The following is a 19,148-nucleotide window of genomic DNA, read 5'->3' on the forward strand; positions in this document are numbered from 1 at the left end:
TCGAACCGGCCCCTTGCGCGCGAACCGGCCCCTTGCGTTTGCACGCAAGGGGCCGGTTCGTTCGTAAAGGGGTGGTTCGACCTGCTCAGACCGCGCGGACGATGCCGAGCGGAGTGGACTCGAGACCCTGACCGAGCGGGTTGTCCCCGAGGATCTTCACCAGGCGCAGCTCCCCCGCCTTGTCCAGCGTGGAGCCGAGGATGTTGCCGCCGAGATCGTTGATGTCGACCACCGCCACCTCGGCCTGGCCACCGATCAGCGTCTTCAGGTGCGCCGCGACCCGGTCCGGGTCCTTCGGCCCGAGCACCACAGCCTCGTTGTACGGAGGGATGGTGTGCTTCGTCGGGCCATCGATCGCGCGGGCCTTGTCCCCCGCGATGCGGTAGAAATCGCCCTTGCGCCCGAACGCCTTGGTGACCGCCGAGACGGCCGCCGCGAAGAGGATGCGCGGCGTACCGCACTCGCGCAGCGCCATCTCCATCGTCTCCGGCATGCCGAGACCGATGCCGTACGGCGTGCGGGTGACGTACTTCGACAGGAACAGCGCGAGCTTGCGCGGCTTGATCTCGTCCAGGCGGTAGGACCGCCCCTGCGTGATCGCGACGATCTTCTCGGTCACGAAGAGCAGGTCGCCCGGCTGGACGGCGGCCTTCGCGTACTCCGTGATGATGGCGTCGAGATCGTCGTCCGGCATCACGACACGGGTGCGCAGCGGGATCCGCGCATAGCTCTTTCCGTCGACGCTCGTCTCGAGCGCCTTGCCCTCGTTCGCCTGCATCACTCGAGGTAGTCCCGCAGCGACTGCGAGCGGCTCGGGTGGCGCAGCTTGGCCATCGTCTTCGACTCGATCTGGCGGATGCGCTCACGTGTCACGCCGAACGTGTCACCGATCTGGTCGAGCGTCTTCGGCTGACCGTCGCCCAGGCCGAAGCGCATCCGGATCACTCCGGCCTCGCGCTCGGAGAGCGAGTCGAGGAGCTGCTCGAGCTGACGCTGCAGCATCGTGAAGCCCACGGCGTCGGCGGGAACCACTGCCTCGGTGTCCTCGATGAGGTCACCGAACTCGCTGTCGCCGTCTTCACCGAGCGGGGTGTGCAGGGAGATCGGCTCGCGGCCGTACTTCTGCACCTCCACGACCTTCTCCGGGGTCATGTCGAGCTCGCGGCTCAGCTCTTCCGGAGTAGGTTCGCGACCGAGGTCCTGCAGCATCTGCCGCTGCACGCGGGCGAGCTTGTTGATGACCTCGACCATGTGCACCGGAATGCGGATCGTGCGGGCCTGGTCCGCCATCGCACGGGTGATCGCCTGACGGATCCACCAGGTGGCGTAGGTCGAGAACTTGAAGCCCTTGGTGTAGTCGAACTTCTCGACCGCGCGGATCAGACCGAGGTTGCCCTCCTGGATCAGGTCCAGGAACTGCATCCCGCGGCCGGTGTACCGCTTGGCGAGCGAGACGACGAGTCGCAGGTTCGCGCCGAGCAGGTGGCTCTTGGCGCGCTGACCGTCACGGGCGACCCACTGCAGGTCGAGACCGAGCTGGCTCGTCTTCTCGGCGGGGGACATCGCGGAGAGCTTCTCCTCCGCGAAGAGACCCGCCTCGATGCGCATCGCGAGCTCGACCTCTTCGGCCGCGTTCAGCAGCGCGACCTTTCCGATCTGCTTCAGGTAGTCCTTGACCGGGTCGGCCGTGGCTCCGGTGATCTGAGTAGAGTAGACTGGGACCTCTTCGTCATCCTTGGAGGAGATGACGATCGCTCCGGTCGGCAGCGGCTCGGTGAAGGTCGGCTTCGCGTCGTCCTCCTCCTCGTCGCCAGCGGCGTCGTCGGTCGCAGCGGCGTCGTCCTCTTCGACGACGTCGTCGGCCTTCTTCTTCTTCGCGGGGGCACGCTTGGCCGCGGCGCGCTTGGGCGCGGGAGCCGCTTCGGTCGCTTCGACGTCCTCGACCTCGGGATCCGCGGTGATCTGATCGGCCTTCTTCGTCCGCGTGTTCTTCGTCGTGGCAGGAGTCACGTTTCGCCTTTCACGGGGCCGCTGGGAGACCCCGGGACATTTCGGACACTAGTAAGACCCTTGTCAAGTCCAGTGCTCGAAAACACCGATTGACAACGGGTCGGACTCCTAGTATCGCACACGTATGGCGATGAGGACGCATTCGCGCCCGATCCGTGCGGACGGATTCAGCCGCGCCCCGGCTTGTCCTCGTCGCCGGACGGACGCGAGGCGAGATAGCGCTCGAGCTCGGCCGCGAGTTCATCGGCACTGGGCAGGTCTCGTTCACTGAATCCGCCCTCGTCGTACGAGTCGTCCTCGGGGTCACGACCGGCCATGTAGGCGTCGTACCGCCGCTCGAGGTTGTGCACCATCTGCTGGAGTTCGTCGTTCGCGGCGACCTGCTCGTCCACGCGCGCGATGTAGTCCGCACGCCGCTCCTGCACCGCATCCAGCATGAGCACGAGACCGGTCGACGCCATGAGCTTCTCCGCCGCGGCACTGACCGCTTCCGGGTTCTCGGTCTCGGCGAGGTAGTGCGGCACGAGGAGGACGAAGCCGACGACGCGTTCCCCGCGCTCCGCGAAGCGGTACTCGAGCAGGTGACCCGCGGTAGCCGGGACCTGCGTGCGCGGACGCCACACGGAGTGCGACACCACGAGGTCGCGCCGGTTCCCGCTCACCGTCGTCCCGATGGGTCGCGTGTGCGGCACGGGCATCGCGATCGAGTGGACCCAGTGCAGTCCCGAGGCCTCGAACTCCGCAGCAAGATCCAGAACGGTCTCCGCGAAGGCGTTCCAGGCGAAGTCGGGCTCATACCCCGTGAGCAGCAGGAACGGGCGTCCCAGCGCATCCGTGGCGAGGGAGAGCTCGAGGCGGGGCGGGCGGAACTCGGCGAGGTGGTCCTGGTCGAACGAGATGACCGGGCGACGCGCGCGATAGTCGAGGAGCACATCGTTGTCGAAGATCGCGAGCGGCTGCGGCGACGTCGACTCCCGCAGGTGATCGATGAGCCCAGACACCGCACTGCCGGCGTCGGTGAAACCGGTGAGCAGCATCACGAGAGGCAGGCCGTGGGGCACCGCGGGGGCGTTCGCGACGCGTTCGTGGATCTCTCCGGAGAAGGGCATGTCTCCATGCTACGAGCCGCACCCGAAGCCGGGCTCTGACGTGTCTCGCTGAGAGCGAACACACCCCGGCCGCCGGACCGACGACCCCGGCGCGGAGATCCTAGGATGGAGAGCATGACGCTTCCCGTGCTCTCGCACACCACCGATCAGTTCCCCGGAAGCGCTGCCGATGCCGCAGTGCTCGTCGTCCCCGATCTCTCCGAGTCGGCCGAGTCGCTGGCAGCTCACCCCGGTCTCGCCGATGTCCTGGCGGGCATCGGCTTCACCGGCGCCGCCGGTGCCTTCGCTCGGGTGTACGCACCGGAGCTGACGACCCTCCCGTTCGCCGTCGTCGGCGTCGGTTCCACCGTCGACGACGCGTCCGTTCGGAGTGCAGCCGGCGTGGCGCTCCGCTCCCTGACCGGGTTCGACACGGTCGCGCTCGGCCTCGCCGCCGGGCTCGAGGAGCACGCGGGCGCCGCGGCGGAGGGCGCCGTTCTCGGCGGCTACCGCTTCGACGACTACCGCGCCGAGAACGGCAGGAAGAAGCGGGCGACGGCGGTCGTCGTCCACGCCCCGCTCGACGACGAGACGATCGCCCGCGCCCACGCCACCGGCGAGGCTGTCGCCCTCATCAAAGACCTCGTGAACGTACCCGCCGAGTGGCAGAGCCCCGCGCAGCTCGCGCAGAGCGCCGCCGACAGCGTCGCGGACCTGGATGTCACCGTGGAGATCCTCGACGAGACCGCTCTCGCGGAACAGGGCTTCGGCGGCATCCTCGGCGTCGGCCAGGGATCCGACCGTCCGCCGCGCCTCGTCCGCCTCGACTACGCGCCGGCGGACGCGCAGCGCCACATCGCCCTCGTCGGCAAGGGGATCACGTTCGACACCGGTGGGCTCTCCCTGAAGCCGGCCGCGTCGATGGTCGGCATGAAGTTCGACATGGCGGGTGCCGCGACCTCCCTCGCCGCGCTCCGCGCCATCGCCGCCCTGCGGCTTCCCGTGCACGTGACCGCCTGGCTCTGCATCACCGACAACATGCCGTCCGGCCGCGCCCTGCGCCCCGGCGACGTCATCCGCATCCTCGACGGCACCACCGTCGAGGTGCTGAACACCGACGCCGAGGGGCGCCTCGTCCTCGCCGACGGGCTCGTCGCGGCGAGCCGGGAGAACCCCGACGTCATCATCGACGTCGCGACCCTGACCGGCGCGATCGTCGCGGCCCTCGGCCACCGCCATACCGGCGTCTTCGGCGACGACGAGACGGTCGCGGAGTTCCTCGCCGCCGCCGCGCGCACGGGAGAGCCGGCGTGGCACATGCCCCTGCCCGCCTACATGGAGGAGACGCTCGACTCCCCCATCGCCGACATGATCAACGCCAACATGGGAGATCGGATGGGCGGCGCGTCCTTCGCCGGTCTCTTCCTGCGGCGCTTCGTCGGACGCACCTCGGAGGAGGACGACGCGCCGCGCATCCCCTGGGTGCACCTGGACATCGCGGGCTCCGGTGAACACGCGGGCGCCCCCTACGGCTTCACCGAGAAGGGCCCCACGGGGGCGATGGTCCGATCGATCATCGCCTTCGCCGAAGCAGCATCCCACCCGGAGGCATGACACCCATGACAACCCACACCTTCGACATCGTCGTCCTGGGCGGCGGCAGCGGCGGGTACGCCGCGGCACTGCGAGCCAGCGAGCTCGGCAAGTCCGTCGCACTGATCGAGAAGGACAAGGTGGGAGGCACGTGCCTCCACCGCGGGTGCATCCCGACCAAGGCGCTGCTGCACGCCGCCGAGGTGGCGGATCACGTGCGTGACGCCTCCTCCGTGGGCGTCACGGCCTCGTTCGGCGGGATCGACCCCGCGGGCGTGCGCACGTACCGCGAGGGCATCGTCGCCAAGAAGTACAAAGGCCTCGAGGGGCTCGTGAAGGCGCGCGGGATCACGACGGTCACCGGGCTCGGCCGCCTGAACGCAGACCGGAGCGTCAGCGTGGGCGACGACGTCTACGTGGGTACGGACGTGATCCTCGCCACGGGCTCCTACAGCCGCTCGCTGCCCGGGCTGGAGATCGGCGGACGCATCCTGACCAGCGAGCAGGCACTCGCCCTGGACGTCATCCCCGAGCGCGTGCTCATCCTGGGCGGCGGCGTGATCGGCGTCGAGTTCGCGAGCGTGTGGCGCTCCTTCGGTGCCGAGGTGACGATCGTGGAGGCGCTGCCCCACCTCGTCCCGAACGAGGACATCGCGATGAGCAAGGGCCTCGAGCGCGCCTTCCGCCGGCGTGGCATCCAGTACTCGCTCGGCGTGCGCTTCCAGACAGCCACCCAGGACGACTCGTCCGTGACCCTCACTCTGGAGGACGGCACGGAGTTCACCGCCGACTACCTCCTCGTCGCCGTCGGCCGCGGCCCCGCCACCGCCGACCTGGGCTTCGAGGAAGCCGGAGTGCGCCTGGACCGCGGGTTCGTGACGGTCGACAACGACCTCCGGACCGATGTCCCCGGCGTGTGGGCGGTCGGCGACATCGTCCCCGGTCTGCAGCTCGCCCACCGCGGGTTCCAGCAGGGGATCGCGGTCGCTGAGCGCATCGCGGGCCTCTCCCCCGTGAACGTGCCTGACGTGCAGATCCCGAAGGTCACCTACTCCAGCCCCGAGGTCGCCTCCGTCGGTCTCACGGAGGAGGCGGCAGTCGCCGCGCACGGTGCCGATGCCGTCCACTCCTACGAGTACAACCTCGCCGGGAACGGGAAGAGCGAGATCATCGGCACGGGCGGCCTCGTCAAGGTCGTCCGTCTCAAGGACGGTCCCGTCCTCGGTGTGCATCTCCTCGGCGACCGCGTCGGCGAACTCATCACCGAGGGGCAGCTCGCGGTCGCGTGGGAAGCCCACCCGGAGGACATCGCGCCGCTCATCCACGCCCACCCGACCCAGAGCGAGGCCCTCGGAGAAGCCTTCCTCGCGCTGGCCGGAAAGCCCCTGCACGCCCTCTGAGCACCAACCGGTGCCCGAGTCACTAAGCTAGACAAGCGTCATACAACTTCTGAAGGAGACTCAGTCATGAGCACATCCGTGGTCCTCCCCGCTCTCGGTGAGAGCGTCACAGAGGGTACGGTCACCCGCTGGCTCAAGCAGGTGGGAGACACCGTCCAGGCGGACGAGGGCCTGCTCGAGATCTCGACCGACAAGGTCGACACCGAGATCCCCTCCCCCGTCACCGGCGTCATCGAGGAGATCCTCGTCGCCGAGGACGAGACCGTCGAGGTCGGTGCTCTGCTGGCCCGCATCGGTGACGGCAGCGGCGCGGCCCCTGCCGACGATGCCCCTGCTGCCGCCGAGGCCGCTCCGGCCGAAGCCGCCGCCCCCGCCGCTCCGGAGCCCGAGGCGGCTCCCGCAGCGGAGCAGCAGGCTCCCGCCGAGTCCGCTCCCGCTGAGGCCGCCCCTGCGGCTCCGTCCGGCGACGCCACCGACATCGTGCTCCCTGAGCTCGGCGAGAGCGTCACCGAGGGCACGGTCACCCGCTGGCTCAAGCAGGTCGGCGACTCGGTCGAGGTCGACGAGGCGCTCCTCGAGATCTCCACCGACAAGGTCGACACCGAGATCCCGTCGCCGGTCGCCGGCGTGCTGCAGGAGATCGTCGCCGGCGAGGACGAGACCGTCGAGGTCGGCGCCGTGCTGGCGCGCGTCGGTTCCGGTGCTGCGCCCGCCGCTCAGCCCGAGGCTCCCGCCGCTCCCGCTCCGCAGGCCGAGGCTCCCGCCGCTCCCGCTCCGCAGGGCGAGGCTCCCGCCGCTCCCGCTCCGCAGGCCGAGGCTCCGGCACAGCCCGCTGCTCCGGCACAGCCCGCAGCTCCGGCCCAGCCCGCTCAGGCCGAGGCTCCGAAGCTGTCGTTGCCGACCGAGAGCGACAACCTGTACGTGACCCCGCTCGTCCGCCGTCTGGCTGCGCAGCAGGGTGTCGACCTTGCCACGGTCAAGGGCACCGGTGTCGGAGGCCGTATCCGCAAGGAGGACGTCCTCAAGGCCGCCGAGACGGCGACGGCCGCACCGGCAGCTGCCGCGGCGCCCGCTCCGGCACCGCTCGAGGTGTCGCCGCTGCGTGGGACCACTCAGCCGATGTCGCGCCTGCGCAAGGTCCTCGCCAAGCGCGCGGTGGAGTCGATGCAGCAGACCGCTCAGCTCACCACTGTGGTCGAGGTCGACGTCACTGCTCTCGCGGAGTACCGCGACAGCGTCAAGGCGTCCTTCCTCGAGAAGACGGGCGACAAGCTCTCCTTCCTGCCGTTCTTCGCGCTGGCGGCGGCGGAGGCCCTGCAGGCCTTCCCGATCATCAACGCGACGGTCGACGGCGAGCAGATCGTCTACCCGGCCTCCGAGAACGTCTCGATCGCGGTCGACACCGAGCGCGGCCTGCTCACGCCGGTGCTCCGCGACGCGGCGTCGAAGAACATCGCCGAGATCGCCCACGAGATCGCCGATCTCGCGGCGCGCACGCGTGACAACAAGCTGAAGCCCGATGAGCTCGCGGGCGGCACGTTCACGCTGACCAACACCGGCTCGCGCGGCGCGCTGTTCGACACGCCTGTCGTGTTCCTGCCGCAGTCGGCGATCCTCGGCACGGGCACGGTCGTCAAGCGCCCTGGTCTGGTCAAGGTCGGCGGCACGGACGCGATCGCGGTGCGCTCCTATGTGTACCTGGCCCTGTCGTACGACCACCGCATCATCGACGGCGCCGACGCAGCCCGCTTCCTCGGCGCTGTCAAGGCGCGCCTGGAGGCCGCGCAGTTCAGCGGTCAGCTCGGCGCCTGACTCGACGGCTTCGCCTCATCTCGGCTGGTCCGCGACGCGATATGCGTCGCGGACCAGCCATTTTTCTTCCATACGCGCGAGAACAAGAGTGATCGCACCCTCCGTCCCGTCTTCTACAGCGGACGATGACGGCACTTCGAGCACGGCGATGTCTCCATAGCGATCGATGAGAGCGGCATCCTGGACGCCGGCGGCTCCGGCCACGAGCGGGATGACCTCCGACGGGCTCGCCGCGACCGCGGAACCGCACACCCGGTCCTCCTGAGCTTCGCACTCCTCGATCTGCGCCACGAGCCCCGGCAGGGCGAGTACCGGATCATCGCCCGTCGGCGCCACCGTCGTGCGCGCCGAGGGAGCCGGCGACCGCGACTCTTCGTCCTCAGAGTCGGCTCCCGCACGATGAGACGAGGCGGAGGGCCTGCTCCCCGGGGACCCGACCGCCGGATCATCTCGCTCGCTCGGCCACAGCAAGCCGATAAGCAGCACCACCACCGCACCGGCACCGGCCACGGCGAGAACCCGTGTCCGTCGGGATCCGGTCCCCCACTCCCGTGCGGGCCGGCGCGGCCGATCGGCCTGCTGGCCGATGAGGGCTCGCGTCCTGTCGACGAGGCGGTCGCGCAGAACGAGAAGGTCGGCCGCCATCCGCGTCGAGCGCGGTCCGCCCGGTCTTTCCACCCGCGCCCGGCGGTGCCGCAGCCGCGCACGGGCAACCGGCTCGACCCTGACACCCCGCAACGCCCCGGCAACACCCGTCTCCGCGGGAGGGGCTGCCCGGTCTTCGGCTGCCTCTTCCAAAGGTCGCGGCGCCGCCATCTCCAGGAGGTCGCTCTCCGCCTCCTCGAGCAGCCGCCGCGGCACCCTGCGCTGTGCCGCGGCCGTGCCGATTCGACCCCGGGCGCGGTCGAGAGCCCGGGCCAGCATCTTGTCCGTACACTCCGCGCACAGCCGGTCCATGATCTCGGAGACGGCAGACACCGCCTCCTGGCCGGGCCCGACCACGAAGAGGGGCCGGCCGCCCTCGGTGAGCCACCATGTTCCCTCCGCCTCGACAGCAGCCGCCGGGCCCAACTCCGCCAGTCCGCGCAGCAGACTCACGACCACCGTGCCGATCTCCCCGGGCGGCAGCCCGCCCCGTGTCCGGAGCCGTCGGTCCAGGTACGACTCCAGGCGCTCCGTGCACCAGGGAAGCAACACGTCATGCCCGTCCATCCGTCGGGCGATGTCGACCGGGGCGGCCACGTGCTGAGAGCCCGCGTACCGCCAGCCCGCCCAGCCGGCGAAGCTCTCGGCGTCGGCGCGCACGAGCGGTCCCTCCGGTGAGGTCACGAGCGCACCGAGGAAGGGCCCTTCGGAGGGATCGAAGAGACGGATCGTCCGGTGCGCTTGTGCGAGCACAGCCGGTTCCTGCAACGGAGTCTCACGCGCTGGTGTCATGTGGTCCATCCCACCCTTTCCGCCGGACCCGCCGTGCCGGTTCGGTGCCGCCGGGATGGGATCCGGTCGCGGTCCGAATTGTGCAGGAACGGTCACCCTCTGCTCTCCGCTGCACGCGAACGGCGGCATCGCAAGGCGCTCGGACTCGGTAGGCTGGTCTCCATGGCAAAGCGTGCTCCCGAACCCGAGAAGCGTCCTGGGTTCTTCTCCCAGATCAAGTCCCTCTTCCGGTTCACGCGCGAGGCCTACCCCTGGCTCCCCTGGGCGCAGGCCGCGATCCTCATCGGCGGCGTGCTGCTCGGTCTCCTGGCCGGCTACCTGATCCCGCCGTTCCAGGTGTGGACGCTCGTCCTCTGGGCGATCACCGGTCTCATGCTCGGTGTGCTCGGCGCCCTCTTCCTCATGACCCGGCTCTCGACGTCGGCCATGTACACGAAGATCGACGGCATGCCCGGTGCGACGGGTCACGTGCTCAGCACCAGCCTCGGCCGCCGGTGGCAGGCCTCCGAGACCCCGGTGGGCATCAACCCGAAGACGCAGGAGGCCGTGTACCGGACGGTCGGCCGTGGCGGCATCGTCGTCGTCGGCGAGGGCGCCCGCGGACGTCTCACGCGACTGGTGAACGAGGAGCGCAGCCGGGCGCAGCGCGTCGCCCACGGCGTGCCGATCACGGTGCTCTACGTCGGGCACGGTGAGGACGAGGTGCCGATCGCAGACCTCGCGAAGACCATCAAGAAGCTTCCGAAGGCCATCGACAAGGCCACGATGGCGGCCGTCATCCGCCGCATCGACTCGGTGTCGCAGTCGCTGTCGTCGCTTCCCATCCCGAAGGGGATCGACCCGACGAAGGTGCGGGCGCAGCGTCCGCGCTGACCCGCTCTCCGGAATCGCGAAGCGCGGCCGTCCTCACCGAGGGCGGCCGCGCTTCTCTCATTCCGAGAGCGGCTGCTTGGGGAGGCGGCGCACCTTCGCCCGCCGGCGACGACGCTCGGGGATCATCGAGCGCATCTCATCGAGCTTGCCGAAGCAGAACAGGCGGTCGTCGGGTTCGAGGACCACGTGCTTGCGCGGGTTCGGGATCACGCTCACCCCGCGGTGCAGCGTGAGCACTGTGATGTCGCGTTCCCACAGGCCCGCCTCTCCCAGCGTCTTGCCGACGAGATCCGCGGCGCCGTGGACCATGAGCTCGGCCACGCCGTATCCGGTGGAGACCGTGAGGCGCTGCCGCACGTCGATCTCCGGGAAGGCCACCTGACCGGCGATGTAGTCGATGATGGCGCCCGCGACGTCGAGCTTGGTCGCGGTCTCGATGCCCTGCAGGCCCGGAGAGGAGTTGACCTCCATCACCAGGGGTCCCTCGTCACCCTCCAGCATGTCCACGCCGGCGACGCGGAGCCCCATGATCTGGGCCGACCGCACGGCGGCCCGCTCGTAGACCGGGTCGAGTTCGATCGCCTCGACCGAGCCGCCACGGTGCACGTTCGAGCGGAACTCGTCTCCGGCCGCCGAGCGCCGCATCGCCGCGACCACGCGGTCCCCGACGACGAGCGCGCGGATGTCGCGCCCCCGGCTCTCGGCGATGAACTTCTGGATGAGCACGTTCTGCTTGGTGGAGTGCAGCGTCTCGATGATGGCCTCGGCCACCTTCACCTGAGGCGCGAGGATGACGCCGATGCCCTGGGTGCCCTCGAGCAGCTTGATCACCACGGGAGCGCCGCCGACGCGCTCGATCGCCGGTCGCACGTCGGCGCGGTTGCGCACGAAGGCGGTCGGCGGCATCGCGATGTTGTGCCGGGAGAGGATCTGGTTCGCCCGGAGCTTGTCGCGCGCGCTGGAGATGCCGTTCGCCGTGTTCGGGGTGTAGACGTCCATCTGCTCGAACTGCCGTACCACGGCGGTGCCGAAGTACGTGATCGAGTTGCCGATGCGGGGCAGGATCGCGTCGTAGTCGCTGAGCTGCCGGCCCCGGTAGTGCAGGTCGGGCTCGTCGGAGGTCAGATCGATCGCGAAGCGCAGCGTGTTGAGCACCTTCACGTTGTGGCCACGCTGCAGTGCGGCCGCGCGGAGGCGTTGGGTGGAGTACGCCTGCGGCGCACGGGACAGCACTGCGATCTTCACGGGGGATTTCCTGCCAGGATGTATCAGGTGAGTAGGTCTACCCATTCAAACACCCTTACGGGGTGGCGCGAGTGGGTGAGCCTGCCCGATCTCGGCGTCGACTGGATCAAGGCCAAGATCGACACCGGCGCCCGCACCTCGTCCCTGCATGCATTCGACATCCAGGAGTTCGAGCGCGACGGCGAGGCCTGGGTGCGTTTCCGCGTGAAGCCCTGGCAGGACAGCCAGGAAGACGCTGTCGTGGTGGAGTCCCCCATCCACGACCGCCGGGCCGTCCGGAGCTCGTCCGGGCACGCGCAGGAGCGTCTCGTCGTGCAGCTGATGATCCGGCTCGTTGACCGCGAGGTGATGGCCGAGGTGACCCTGAGCAACCGGGACGAGATGGGTTTCCGCATGCTGATCGGCCGCGAAGCGCTGCGCCGCGGCTACGTCGTGGATCCGGCGCGCTCCTTCCTCGGCGGCCGTGCACCCCGTGAGGCACGCCGGCGCAACCGCGGCCGCGCCTGAGCGTCAGGCGCGGATGAGGACCGTTCCCACGGCCTTGTCGTGCAGACCGCGCTGATCCGGATCCCACACCACGGCCGGGATCACGATCAGGAGCAGCAGCGTGCGCACGATCGGGCGCCACAGACCGATCCATCCGCCGTCGAGACGGACGACGCGCATGCCGAGGATGCGGTGCCCGGGGCTGCCGCCCGCGGTCGGGATGAAGAGGATCTGCACGACGCCGAAGATGAGCAGCGTGGCGAACGGGTCGTACTGGAAGAACGCGACGGAGAGGATGACGGCTGCCGTCCAGTCGATCGCGAGGGCGCCGATCCGGCGTCCGGGGCGGCCGATGCTCCCCGGTCCGGACTCCGGGAGTCCGAGTCGCTCACCGGGGTACGTGTTCACAGCATCCGTCACCCCTCCAGCCTACCGAGGCTGTGGATGCCCTCCGATCCTGCTCACGCTGTAACACGGACGAAACAAAGCGGATACCGTGGAGAAATCCCCCGTCCGTACTGTGCAAAGTGGCCCCGAAGCCATCGATCCGCATCACAGGAGTCGTACATGTTCAAAGATTCGTCCGAGGTACTGGCCTACATCAAGGAGAACGACGTCAAATTCCTTGACATCCGTTTCACCGACCTCCCTGGTGTGCAGCAGCACTTCAACATCCCTGCGGCGACGGTCGACGAGGCCTTCTTCACGGACGGACAGCTGTTCGACGGCTCCTCCATCCGGGGCTTCGCCAGCATCCACGAGTCGGACATGCAGCTCATCCCCGATGTGACGACGGCGTACATCGACCCCTTCCGCGAGGCGAGCACCCTCGTGATGATCTTCGACATCTACAACCCGCGCACCGGCGAGATCTACTCGAAGGACCCGCGTCAGGTCGCGAAGAAGGCGGAGAAGTACCTCACCTCCACCGGCATCGCCGACACCGCGTTCTTCGCCCCCGAGGCCGAGTTCTACATCTTCGACGACGTGCGCTACTCCGTGACCGCCGGCGAGAGCTTCTACAAGGTCGACTCCGAGGAGGCCGCGTGGAACACCGGCCGCGAGGAGGAGGGCGGAAACCTCGCCAACAAGACCCCCTACAAGGGCGGCTACTTCCCCGTCAGCCCGGTCGACAAGACGGCCGACCTGCGCGACGACATCACCCTCAAGCTCATCGATGCGGGCTTCATCCTCGAGCGCTCCCACCACGAGGTGGGCACGGCCGGCCAGCAGGAGATCAACTACCGCTTCGACACCATGGTGCACGCGGCCGACGACATCCTGAAGTTCAAGTACATCGTCAAGAACACCGCCGAGGAGTGGGGCAAGGTCGCCACCTTCATGCCGAAGCCGCTGTACGGCGACAACGGCTCGGGTATGCACACCCACCAGTCGCTGTGGAACGACGGCAAGCCGCTGTTCTACGACGAGGCCGGATACGGTCAGCTCAGCGACATCGCGCGGTGGTACATCGGCGGCATCCTGGCGCACGCGCCGGCACTGCTCGCCTTCACCAACCCGACGCTGAACAGCTACCACCGTCTGGTCAAGGGCTTCGAGGCTCCGGTCAACCTGGTCTACTCGGCCGGCAACCGCTCCGCCGCGATCCGCATCCCGATCACGGGCTCGAACCCGAAGGCCAAGCGCATTGAGTTCCGCGCCCCCGACGCCTCGGGCAACCCGTACCTCGCCTTCGCCGCGCAGCTCATGGCGGGCCTCGACGGCATCAAGAACCGCATCGAGCCGCACGAGCCCGTCGACAAGGACCTCTACGAGCTTCCGCCCGAGGAGGCCAAGAACATCCCGCAGGTGCCGAACTCCCTGCTGGACTCGCTCGAGGCGCTCCGCGCCGACCATCAGTTCCTCCTCGAGGGCGGCGTGTTCACCGAGGAGCTCATCGAGACCTGGATCTCCTACAAGTACGAGAACGAGATCCTGCCGATCGCTCAGCGCCCGCACCCGTTCGAGTACGAGCTGTACTTCGGAGTCTGAGCCGACCGCGGATCGCGACAGAGCCCGTCCCCATCTGGGGGCGGGCTCTTTCGCCGTCCGGGGCCGGGAGATGACGGCAGCCCTACCCCTCCGTACTCGTTCGAGGTGATTTCATTCACGAATCCAGACATATCGCTGTCTTCTGACCCTGTCTTCACCTATGCTCGATCCCGCAGCCGGGGGGCTCGCAGGAAGAGGGCGGCATGTCGCAGGACTATGAGGTCGACACGGACGTGTTGCGGGCAATGGCGGCGAAGACGCGACGCATCATCGCCGACGTCGGGTCGACCGACCTCGCCCCGCCGACGAGCGCCGGCCACGAGTGGGTGGTCGCAGCCTCTGAGCGGTTCGCCGAAGCCTGGTCTGCGGGCCTCGCAGCCCGGGTGACGGACTCCGACGATTTCACCGAGCGTTTGGCGACGACGGCCCGGGTCTTCGACGAGGGGACGGATGCCGCGAAGGCCGAGGTCGACGCGATGATCTGGGAAGAGTGATGGAGCTCGGGCAGACCCGCTCCGCCGCCGCGCTCATTCCCGGCTCCCCCGGCGAGGTCAGGGCGACGGCCGAGGCATGGAAGGCACGCGGCGTGGCTGCGGCACGGGTGCGCGACCAGCTCGCGACGCTCGACGATGAGGGCACCTGGACGGGCGAGGCCTACGACGCGTACCTGACGCGCTTCGATCGTCAGCTGCTGCACTGGTCGAACGCGGGCGACGGGCTCCGCGAGGGCGCTCACGCCCTGTTCACCTGGGCGGATGCGCTGGAGTGGGCGCAGGAGGAGGCCGCGCGCGCCATCAACCTGTGGGACGAGGCCGAGCAGCAGGCCGCCACGGCACTGGCCGCGCACCGCGCTTACGTCCGCGAGCTTCGGGTCGGGCAGGGCCTACGGCACCCGGAGGTGGAGGTGCCGTTCGTCGACCCGTCCGGTGCGGCGCATGAACAGGCCAGAGAGGTGCTGTTCAACGCCCGGGCGACGCTGGAGGTCTTCGCCCGGGACTGCGCAGTCCGATTGGACCAGGCTGCAGAGGCCGCGCGCATGCCGCTCACCGAGGCTGAGGTCGCAACCGCAGCCCAGCATGCCGTCACCGAGGTGGTGTTCACTCTCGCTGTCGTGCAGCCGTTCCAGGCCACGATGGACATGCTCGCCGTCTCCGCACAGACGCTGTGGGAGCACCCGGACATCATCCTCGAACTCCTCGGCGGAGCCGCCCTGGTCATCGGCGGCGGGGCCATGATGGGCGGCGGCGGAGCGGTCGCCGTAACCGGCGTCGGCGCCGTCCCTGGGGGTGGTCTGGCCTGGGCTGGCGCCGGCGTAGCCGCGGCCGGCCTGACCGCAGCCGGACACGCTGCCGGCAGGTGGGCGAACGAGTCCGCTCAGAATCCTCCTGAGCGCCCCGCCCCACACCCCACGCACGGCGGACGGAACGTGCTCGGCCAGTACAACGGCGACGGCAAACGCCCCTGGGTCGACACAGAAAAGACCGGACTCGATCGTGTCGCCGAGGACACCGGCAAGGATGTTATCCGCAACAAGATCCGCGCGACCATCCAGGGGTATCACCACAATCCCCAAGCGACCTCAGACCAAGTTCGCTATTACGATGGCTTCATCGAGAACGCCGACGGGACGTACACCGGCATCGAGATCAAGGGCGGCACGGGCAGCCGCGATGCAGCCCAACGTGGCTTCGATGCCACCGTGAGCCCCGAACGACCAGCGACCGCCACCCTGAATGGGGAGAGAATCACAATCACTCGAGTAATTCTGGAGACCGTGAATTGAGTCAACCGACACATATCCGTCAGATCAATGACGATACTCGCGGCGCACTGGTCGATTACTTCCGGCCGTACCAGGAACAGATCCAGTTCTCGCTGCGTCAGCTCAACGGGTCCTCAACATGGGCATGGAGCCTGTGGCGCGCCCCGGAGGGCGCGGACCTCCTGGACAGCATCCCCTTCAGCGAGGAGTACATCCAGTGTGCCGGGACAGCAGAAGCCCTCACGATCGAGGTCCGTTATGTCGATCCGGACGGCACCGCGCATCAGTATGTCGTCGGGCGTCCGGGCGCGGACATGTCCGGCGAGCCCACCGAGGTCATCCACTGGGATGACGGACGGTACTCCACCACCGTGCATCCCAACGAGGTGTTCACAGCAGACGAAGCCGCGGTGATCTTCTATACCTACTTCCTCACCGACAAAGTCGCCCAGCCCTATACGCTCCGCGAGATCGATATGAGCGTCCCCGTCCCCACCGAGGACGAGGCGCCGTGAGAGCTGCGGTCCCTCACGCCGCCATCGACGACACCGTCCCGCGTCTCGCCCTCACCGTTTGGCAATTCGAGGACGAACTCGATGGCGGGGACGGACGAGACTACGGGGGCAAATACGCAACGTTCAAGAGAACAAGCCGTGGGTCGACAAGGAGAAGATCGAAGTGAGGTACGTTCCTTGACCCTTTATGGGCCCTTCGCGAAGACAACCCCGCGAGGGATGACCGGATGGATCAGCGACCGTCGCCGGCCCATCCCGGATCATCTGCGCATGATGCTCGGGCACCTCGACGGGCAAGAAAAGTTCACTTACGTAATCTGGCGAGCCCCGAACCCCGAGAGCATCATCGTCACTCCGCAAGATGGCGGAGACGGGTTCATGCAGGCGGCGGGTTCAGCCGATCAGGTGACCGTGGAGGTCCGGTTGGCAGGGCCTGACGGTGAGACCCGCCTGTACACGGTAGGGCGTCCCGAGCCTGCCGACGAGACGACGCTGATCCCCATCAGTCAGACCCGTGCGGTGCGCGTGTTCTCGAACGAGGTGTTCACCGCTGACGAGGCCGCGGTCATTTTCTACACGTACTACCTCACCGACGCCGTCGCTCAGCCGTACGTCCTCCGCGAGCTCGACCTCAGCCAGGAGCTGTCGGAGCAACGATGAGAATAGCGGTCCACCACGACGCCATTAGCGACACGGTTGCGCGTCTCGCCCTCACCGTCCGGCAGTTCCAGGAGCAGCTCGACACCCTCGACGCGGAGGCCGCTCGACTTCGATCCTCATGGTCCGGTGAGGCGCAGGCGGCATACGACCGCGCCCACCACGACTGGGACACCGCCATCCGCCGTATGAAGGCCGCCCTCGCCGAAGCCAACCGACGACTCATCACCGCCAACGCCATCTCCAGGGAGACCGCCAGCACCGCCGCCCGCCTCTGGCGGTAAGGGTGCTTTGGGCATGGCCCGCGTCAGGGCTCGTCGGCGACGATCTCGGCCTTGAACCCCGCGGAGTTCTCCAGCCATCCGGCGTAGTGATCCGGCCCACCGGCGTGCGGGTAGCGCTCCGCGTACAAAGGCCGCCAGCCGTGCTCGGGTGCCGCCGCGATGATCGCGTCCACTCGGCTCGGCGGGCCTGCCGCAAACGCGAGGTGGTTCACGCCAGGGGCGCGACGATCGTGTTCACTGCCGCTGAGGTTCGGGGATGTCGTGAGGGTGACATACGCGCCACCCGCCTCCCAGGACTCGCCCTCGGGCCACGCGCTGGCGCGGACGAAACCCACCGCACCGAGCAGCCACCCCCACTCCGCTCGCGACGACACGAGGTCGGCGACCCAGACCTCCACGTGGTGAATCCCTGCCATCCGTCCAGTCTCTCAGCTCCCCGTGGATCCGCCGTTGCAGGTGTCGGGCTCCACGTCAACCCCAACGCAGTGTTTTCTCTGCGCGGATACGGTGAAGACATCGTCGGGATACCCGGTCCCGCCAGTGGAGGACGCCGTGATCACCCAGGAAGCCCCGCCCACCACCGCGCTTCTGGACGGCCGCTATCGTCTGGCGGAGGCCGTCGGCATGGGCGGGATGGCGACCGTGTACCGCGCGGAGGACATCGCGCTCGAACGCACCGTCGCGGTGAAGATGTTCCGCGAGTCCGACGATGCCGTGCTGTCCGTGGAGCGCGTGCATTCGGAGAAGGCGCTCCTCGCGGGCCTCAACCACCCGGGCCTCGTCACGCTCCTCGACGCGCACCTCGAGCCCGGACGACCGAAATACCTCGTGATGGAATACGTGCCGGGACCGACGCTGAGCAAGCGCATGGCCCGCGCAACGGTCACTCCGCGCGAGATCGCCACGATCGGGGCGGACATCGCCTCCGCACTCCACGCCGTGCATAGCGCCGGCATCGTGCACCGCGACATCAAGCCCTCGAATGTCCTCCTCACGCCGCCCCTCGACACGAACGGCCGCTGGAGCGCGAAGCTTGCCGACTTCGGGATCGCCTGCGCCATCGACATGTCCCGTGTCACCACCCCTGGCATCGTCCTCGGGACGCTGACCTACATGGCACCCGAGCAGCTGCGGAACGGCGACATCCGTCCCGCGGTCGACATCTACGCGCTCGGACTCGTCCTGTTGGAGGCCCTCACCGGCAAGCCCGGCTTCGCCCCCACCGTCAGCGTCGAATCCGCCCTCGCCCGTCTCCACGTCGCGCCGGAGATCCCCGCAGAGCTGGGATCGGAGTGGGCCGCGCTGCTCGGCGCGATGACGGCGATCGACCCCGACGCACGACCGCACGCTCTGGAGGTCGAGAGCGAACTGCGCCGTCTGATCGACCGCCCTTCGACCGAAGAGGCGACCACGGACCTCACCGTGCCGCTTCCCGCGCCGACCGCAAGCACCCTCCCCCGGACGCGCGCCGAGGCTCGCGCCCGCCGTCGCGCCGCCTCGGCGCACCCCGCGGCGTTCCCGGCACGGCGTACGCGCCGTCGTCGCGAGTCTCTCCTCATCGCCGCGGTGGTCGTGCTCGGCGCGGTGACCACCGGCTCCGCAGCACTGCTCGGACACGGCGAGCAGGCTCTCGCCAGCTCGGGCGCCGTCTCCGATGGCGCGTCGAGGATCGTCGAGGACCTCGTGCCGGTCGAGCCGGCTCCCGCGGACACCGTCGTCGACTCGGAGCCGACAGAGATCGTCGCCGTCGAGCCGGTGGCCGCCACCCCGGTGGCCCCGACCGCACCGGTCACCGAGTCGGTCGCCGAGGAGAGCCTGCCCGAGAACGCCGCACCGCAGGCGCAGGAGAACCGAGGCAAGAGCCCCGGCCGCGACGGCAACAACGGCAAGGGCAACAGCGCCGGCAACAGCGGCAAGGGCAGCAGCAGCCACTGACTCGACGCACCTGACGCCCGCCGAGCCGGCGGGTGTCGCTGAGCAGCGCACGGGACCGC

Annotated in this window: 19 protein-coding genes; 12 read left to right on the forward strand and 7 right to left on the reverse strand. The window is 68.8% G+C overall.

The window, feature by feature from the left end:
• Window positions 1-85: 85 nt before the first annotated feature.
• The 3 genes from WFJ36_RS04920 to WFJ36_RS04930 all read right to left on the reverse strand — a co-directional run bounded on the left by WFJ36_RS04920 (window position 86) and on the right by WFJ36_RS04930 (window position 3,119).
• A complete protein-coding gene (locus WFJ36_RS04920) occupies window positions 86-778 on the reverse strand; it encodes a coenzyme F420-0:L-glutamate ligase (RefSeq protein ID WP_071328695.1) in 693 nt (230 codons plus the stop codon).
• The gene (locus tag WFJ36_RS04925; RefSeq protein ID WP_071328696.1) at window positions 778-2,010 is read right to left on the reverse strand and encodes an RNA polymerase sigma factor; all 1,233 of its coding nucleotides are present in this window, start codon (window positions 2,008-2,010) and stop codon (window positions 778-780) included. Before WFJ36_RS04925 ends, WFJ36_RS04920 begins: the two co-directional genes overlap by 1 nt.
• Before the next feature lie 167 nt (window positions 2,011-2,177).
• The gene (locus WFJ36_RS04930; RefSeq protein WP_336642761.1) at window positions 2,178-3,119 is read right to left on the reverse strand and encodes a proteasome assembly chaperone family protein; all 942 of its coding nucleotides are present in this window, start codon (window positions 3,117-3,119) and stop codon (window positions 2,178-2,180) included.
• A gap of 114 nt (window positions 3,120-3,233) precedes the next feature.
• On the opposite strand from WFJ36_RS04930, the gene WFJ36_RS04935 reads away from it, so the two are divergent.
• The 3 genes from WFJ36_RS04935 to sucB all read left to right on the forward strand — a co-directional run bounded on the left by WFJ36_RS04935 (window position 3,234) and on the right by sucB (window position 7,903).
• On the forward strand, window positions 3,234-4,712 hold the full coding sequence (locus tag WFJ36_RS04935) for a leucyl aminopeptidase (protein ID WP_071328698.1): 1,479 nt from the start codon (window positions 3,234-3,236) through the stop codon (window positions 4,710-4,712).
• Window positions 4,713-4,717: 5 nt separating this feature from the next.
• Window positions 4,718-6,091 carry a dihydrolipoyl dehydrogenase gene (gene lpdA / locus WFJ36_RS04940; protein WP_071328699.1) on the forward strand — a complete coding sequence of 458 codons (1,374 nt, stop codon included), beginning with the start codon at window positions 4,718-4,720 and terminating at the stop codon, window positions 6,089-6,091.
• A 66-nt stretch (window positions 6,092-6,157) separates the two neighbouring features.
• A complete protein-coding gene (gene sucB / locus WFJ36_RS04945) occupies window positions 6,158-7,903 on the forward strand; it encodes a 2-oxoglutarate dehydrogenase, E2 component, dihydrolipoamide succinyltransferase (RefSeq protein ID WP_336642762.1) in 1,746 nt (581 codons plus the stop codon).
• Between the two features lie 15 nt (window positions 7,904-7,918).
• Here sucB and WFJ36_RS04950 read toward each other — a convergent pair whose 3' ends face one another.
• Complete coding sequence (locus WFJ36_RS04950; protein WP_336642763.1) at window positions 7,919-9,301, reverse strand: hypothetical protein; 1,383 nt, start codon at window positions 9,299-9,301, stop codon at window positions 7,919-7,921.
• A 201-nt stretch (window positions 9,302-9,502) separates the two neighbouring features.
• On the opposite strand from WFJ36_RS04950, the gene WFJ36_RS04955 reads away from it, so the two are divergent.
• Window positions 9,503-10,213 (forward strand): DUF4191 family protein, encoded by a 711-nt coding sequence (locus WFJ36_RS04955; RefSeq protein WP_071328700.1) that lies wholly within the window; start codon window positions 9,503-9,505, stop codon window positions 10,211-10,213.
• Window positions 10,214-10,270: 57 nt separating this feature from the next.
• On the opposite strand, the gene WFJ36_RS04960 is transcribed toward WFJ36_RS04955, so the two are convergent.
• A complete protein-coding gene (locus WFJ36_RS04960; RefSeq protein ID WP_060923121.1) occupies window positions 10,271-11,458 on the reverse strand; it encodes a RimK family alpha-L-glutamate ligase in 1,188 nt (395 codons plus the stop codon).
• 18 nt (window positions 11,459-11,476) lie between these two features.
• On the opposite strand from WFJ36_RS04960, the gene WFJ36_RS04965 reads away from it, so the two are divergent.
• A complete protein-coding gene (locus WFJ36_RS04965) occupies window positions 11,477-11,965 on the forward strand; it encodes an ATP-dependent zinc protease family protein (RefSeq protein ID WP_036292426.1) in 489 nt (162 codons plus the stop codon).
• A 3-nt stretch (window positions 11,966-11,968) separates the two neighbouring features.
• On the opposite strand, the gene WFJ36_RS04970 is transcribed toward WFJ36_RS04965, so the two are convergent.
• The gene (locus WFJ36_RS04970; protein WP_071328701.1) at window positions 11,969-12,364 is read right to left on the reverse strand and encodes an RDD family protein; all 396 of its coding nucleotides are present in this window, start codon (window positions 12,362-12,364) and stop codon (window positions 11,969-11,971) included.
• Between the two features lie 147 nt (window positions 12,365-12,511).
• On the opposite strand from WFJ36_RS04970, the gene glnA reads away from it, so the two are divergent.
• The 6 genes from glnA (at window position 12,512) to WFJ36_RS05000 (ending at window position 17,154) form a co-directional block, all read left to right on the forward strand.
• Window positions 12,512-13,936 (forward strand): type I glutamate--ammonia ligase, encoded by a 1,425-nt coding sequence (gene glnA, locus WFJ36_RS04975; RefSeq protein ID WP_025103592.1) that lies wholly within the window; start codon window positions 12,512-12,514, stop codon window positions 13,934-13,936.
• Between the two features lie 203 nt (window positions 13,937-14,139).
• Window positions 14,140-14,430 carry a hypothetical protein gene (locus WFJ36_RS04980; RefSeq protein ID WP_336642764.1) on the forward strand — a complete coding sequence of 97 codons (291 nt, stop codon included), beginning with the start codon at window positions 14,140-14,142 and terminating at the stop codon, window positions 14,428-14,430.
• Entirely contained in the window at window positions 14,430-15,719 is a 1,290-nt protein-coding gene (locus tag WFJ36_RS04985; RefSeq protein WP_336642765.1) for a putative T7SS-secreted protein, read from the forward strand. The genes WFJ36_RS04980 and WFJ36_RS04985 overlap by 1 nt, the downstream gene beginning before the upstream one ends.
• Window positions 15,716-16,213 (forward strand): hypothetical protein, encoded by a 498-nt coding sequence (locus tag WFJ36_RS04990; RefSeq protein ID WP_292790162.1) that lies wholly within the window; start codon window positions 15,716-15,718, stop codon window positions 16,211-16,213. The genes WFJ36_RS04985 and WFJ36_RS04990 overlap by 4 nt, the downstream gene beginning before the upstream one ends.
• A 219-nt stretch (window positions 16,214-16,432) precedes the next feature.
• Window positions 16,433-16,873, forward strand: coding sequence for a hypothetical protein (locus WFJ36_RS04995; protein WP_313391155.1), 441 nt, complete (start codon window positions 16,433-16,435; stop codon window positions 16,871-16,873).
• Window positions 16,870-17,154: a WXG100 family type VII secretion target gene (locus WFJ36_RS05000; RefSeq protein ID WP_071329442.1), complete on the forward strand. Its 285-nt coding sequence runs from the start codon at window positions 16,870-16,872 to the stop codon at window positions 17,152-17,154. The genes WFJ36_RS04995 and WFJ36_RS05000 overlap by 4 nt, the downstream gene beginning before the upstream one ends.
• Before the next feature lie 23 nt (window positions 17,155-17,177).
• On the opposite strand, the gene WFJ36_RS05005 is transcribed toward WFJ36_RS05000, so the two are convergent.
• Complete coding sequence (locus WFJ36_RS05005; RefSeq protein WP_260040814.1) at window positions 17,178-17,570, reverse strand: VOC family protein; 393 nt, start codon at window positions 17,568-17,570, stop codon at window positions 17,178-17,180.
• Between the two features lie 136 nt (window positions 17,571-17,706).
• Between WFJ36_RS05005 and WFJ36_RS05010 the strand changes: the two genes are divergently transcribed.
• Window positions 17,707-19,089, forward strand: a complete 1,383-nt coding sequence (locus WFJ36_RS05010; RefSeq protein WP_336642766.1) for a serine/threonine-protein kinase — start codon at window positions 17,707-17,709, stop codon at window positions 19,087-19,089.
• The last annotated feature ends 59 nt before the right edge of the window (window positions 19,090-19,148 follow it).

The sequence above is a fragment of the Microbacterium sp. MMO-113 genome (assembly GCF_037148555.1).
Taxonomy (GTDB): Bacteria; Actinomycetota; Actinomycetes; order Actinomycetales; family Microbacteriaceae; genus Microbacterium.

What these genes read in the sequence shown, in the direction of transcription:
- WFJ36_RS05000 (WP_071329442.1), top strand. Translation starts at nt 16,870, where the DNA reads ATGAGAATAGCGGTCCACCACGACGCCATTAGCGACACGGTTGCGCGT.
- WFJ36_RS04965 (WP_036292426.1), top strand. Translation starts at nt 11,477, where the DNA reads ATGTATCAGGTGAGTAGGTCTACCCATTCAAACACCCTTACGGGGTGG.
- WFJ36_RS04955 (WP_071328700.1), top strand. Translation starts at nt 9,503, where the DNA reads ATGGCAAAGCGTGCTCCCGAACCCGAGAAGCGTCCTGGGTTCTTCTCC.
- WFJ36_RS04935 (WP_071328698.1), top strand. Translation starts at nt 3,234, where the DNA reads ATGACGCTTCCCGTGCTCTCGCACACCACCGATCAGTTCCCCGGAAGC.
- WFJ36_RS04930 (WP_336642761.1), bottom strand. Translation starts at nt 3,119, where the DNA reads ATGCCCTTCTCCGGAGAGATCCACGAACGCGTCGCGAACGCCCCCGCG.
- WFJ36_RS05005 (WP_260040814.1), bottom strand. Translation starts at nt 17,570, where the DNA reads ATGGCAGGGATTCACCACGTGGAGGTCTGGGTCGCCGACCTCGTGTCG.
- WFJ36_RS04995 (WP_313391155.1), top strand. Translation starts at nt 16,433, where the DNA reads ATGACCGGATGGATCAGCGACCGTCGCCGGCCCATCCCGGATCATCTG.
- WFJ36_RS04980 (WP_336642764.1), top strand. Translation starts at nt 14,140, where the DNA reads ATGTCGCAGGACTATGAGGTCGACACGGACGTGTTGCGGGCAATGGCG.
- WFJ36_RS04985 (WP_336642765.1), top strand. Translation starts at nt 14,430, where the DNA reads ATGGAGCTCGGGCAGACCCGCTCCGCCGCCGCGCTCATTCCCGGCTCC.
- lpdA (WP_071328699.1), top strand. Translation starts at nt 4,718, where the DNA reads ATGACAACCCACACCTTCGACATCGTCGTCCTGGGCGGCGGCAGCGGC.
- WFJ36_RS04920 (WP_071328695.1), bottom strand. Translation starts at nt 778, where the DNA reads ATGCAGGCGAACGAGGGCAAGGCGCTCGAGACGAGCGTCGACGGAAAG.
- glnA (WP_025103592.1), top strand. Translation starts at nt 12,512, where the DNA reads ATGTTCAAAGATTCGTCCGAGGTACTGGCCTACATCAAGGAGAACGAC.
- sucB (WP_336642762.1), top strand. Translation starts at nt 6,158, where the DNA reads ATGAGCACATCCGTGGTCCTCCCCGCTCTCGGTGAGAGCGTCACAGAG.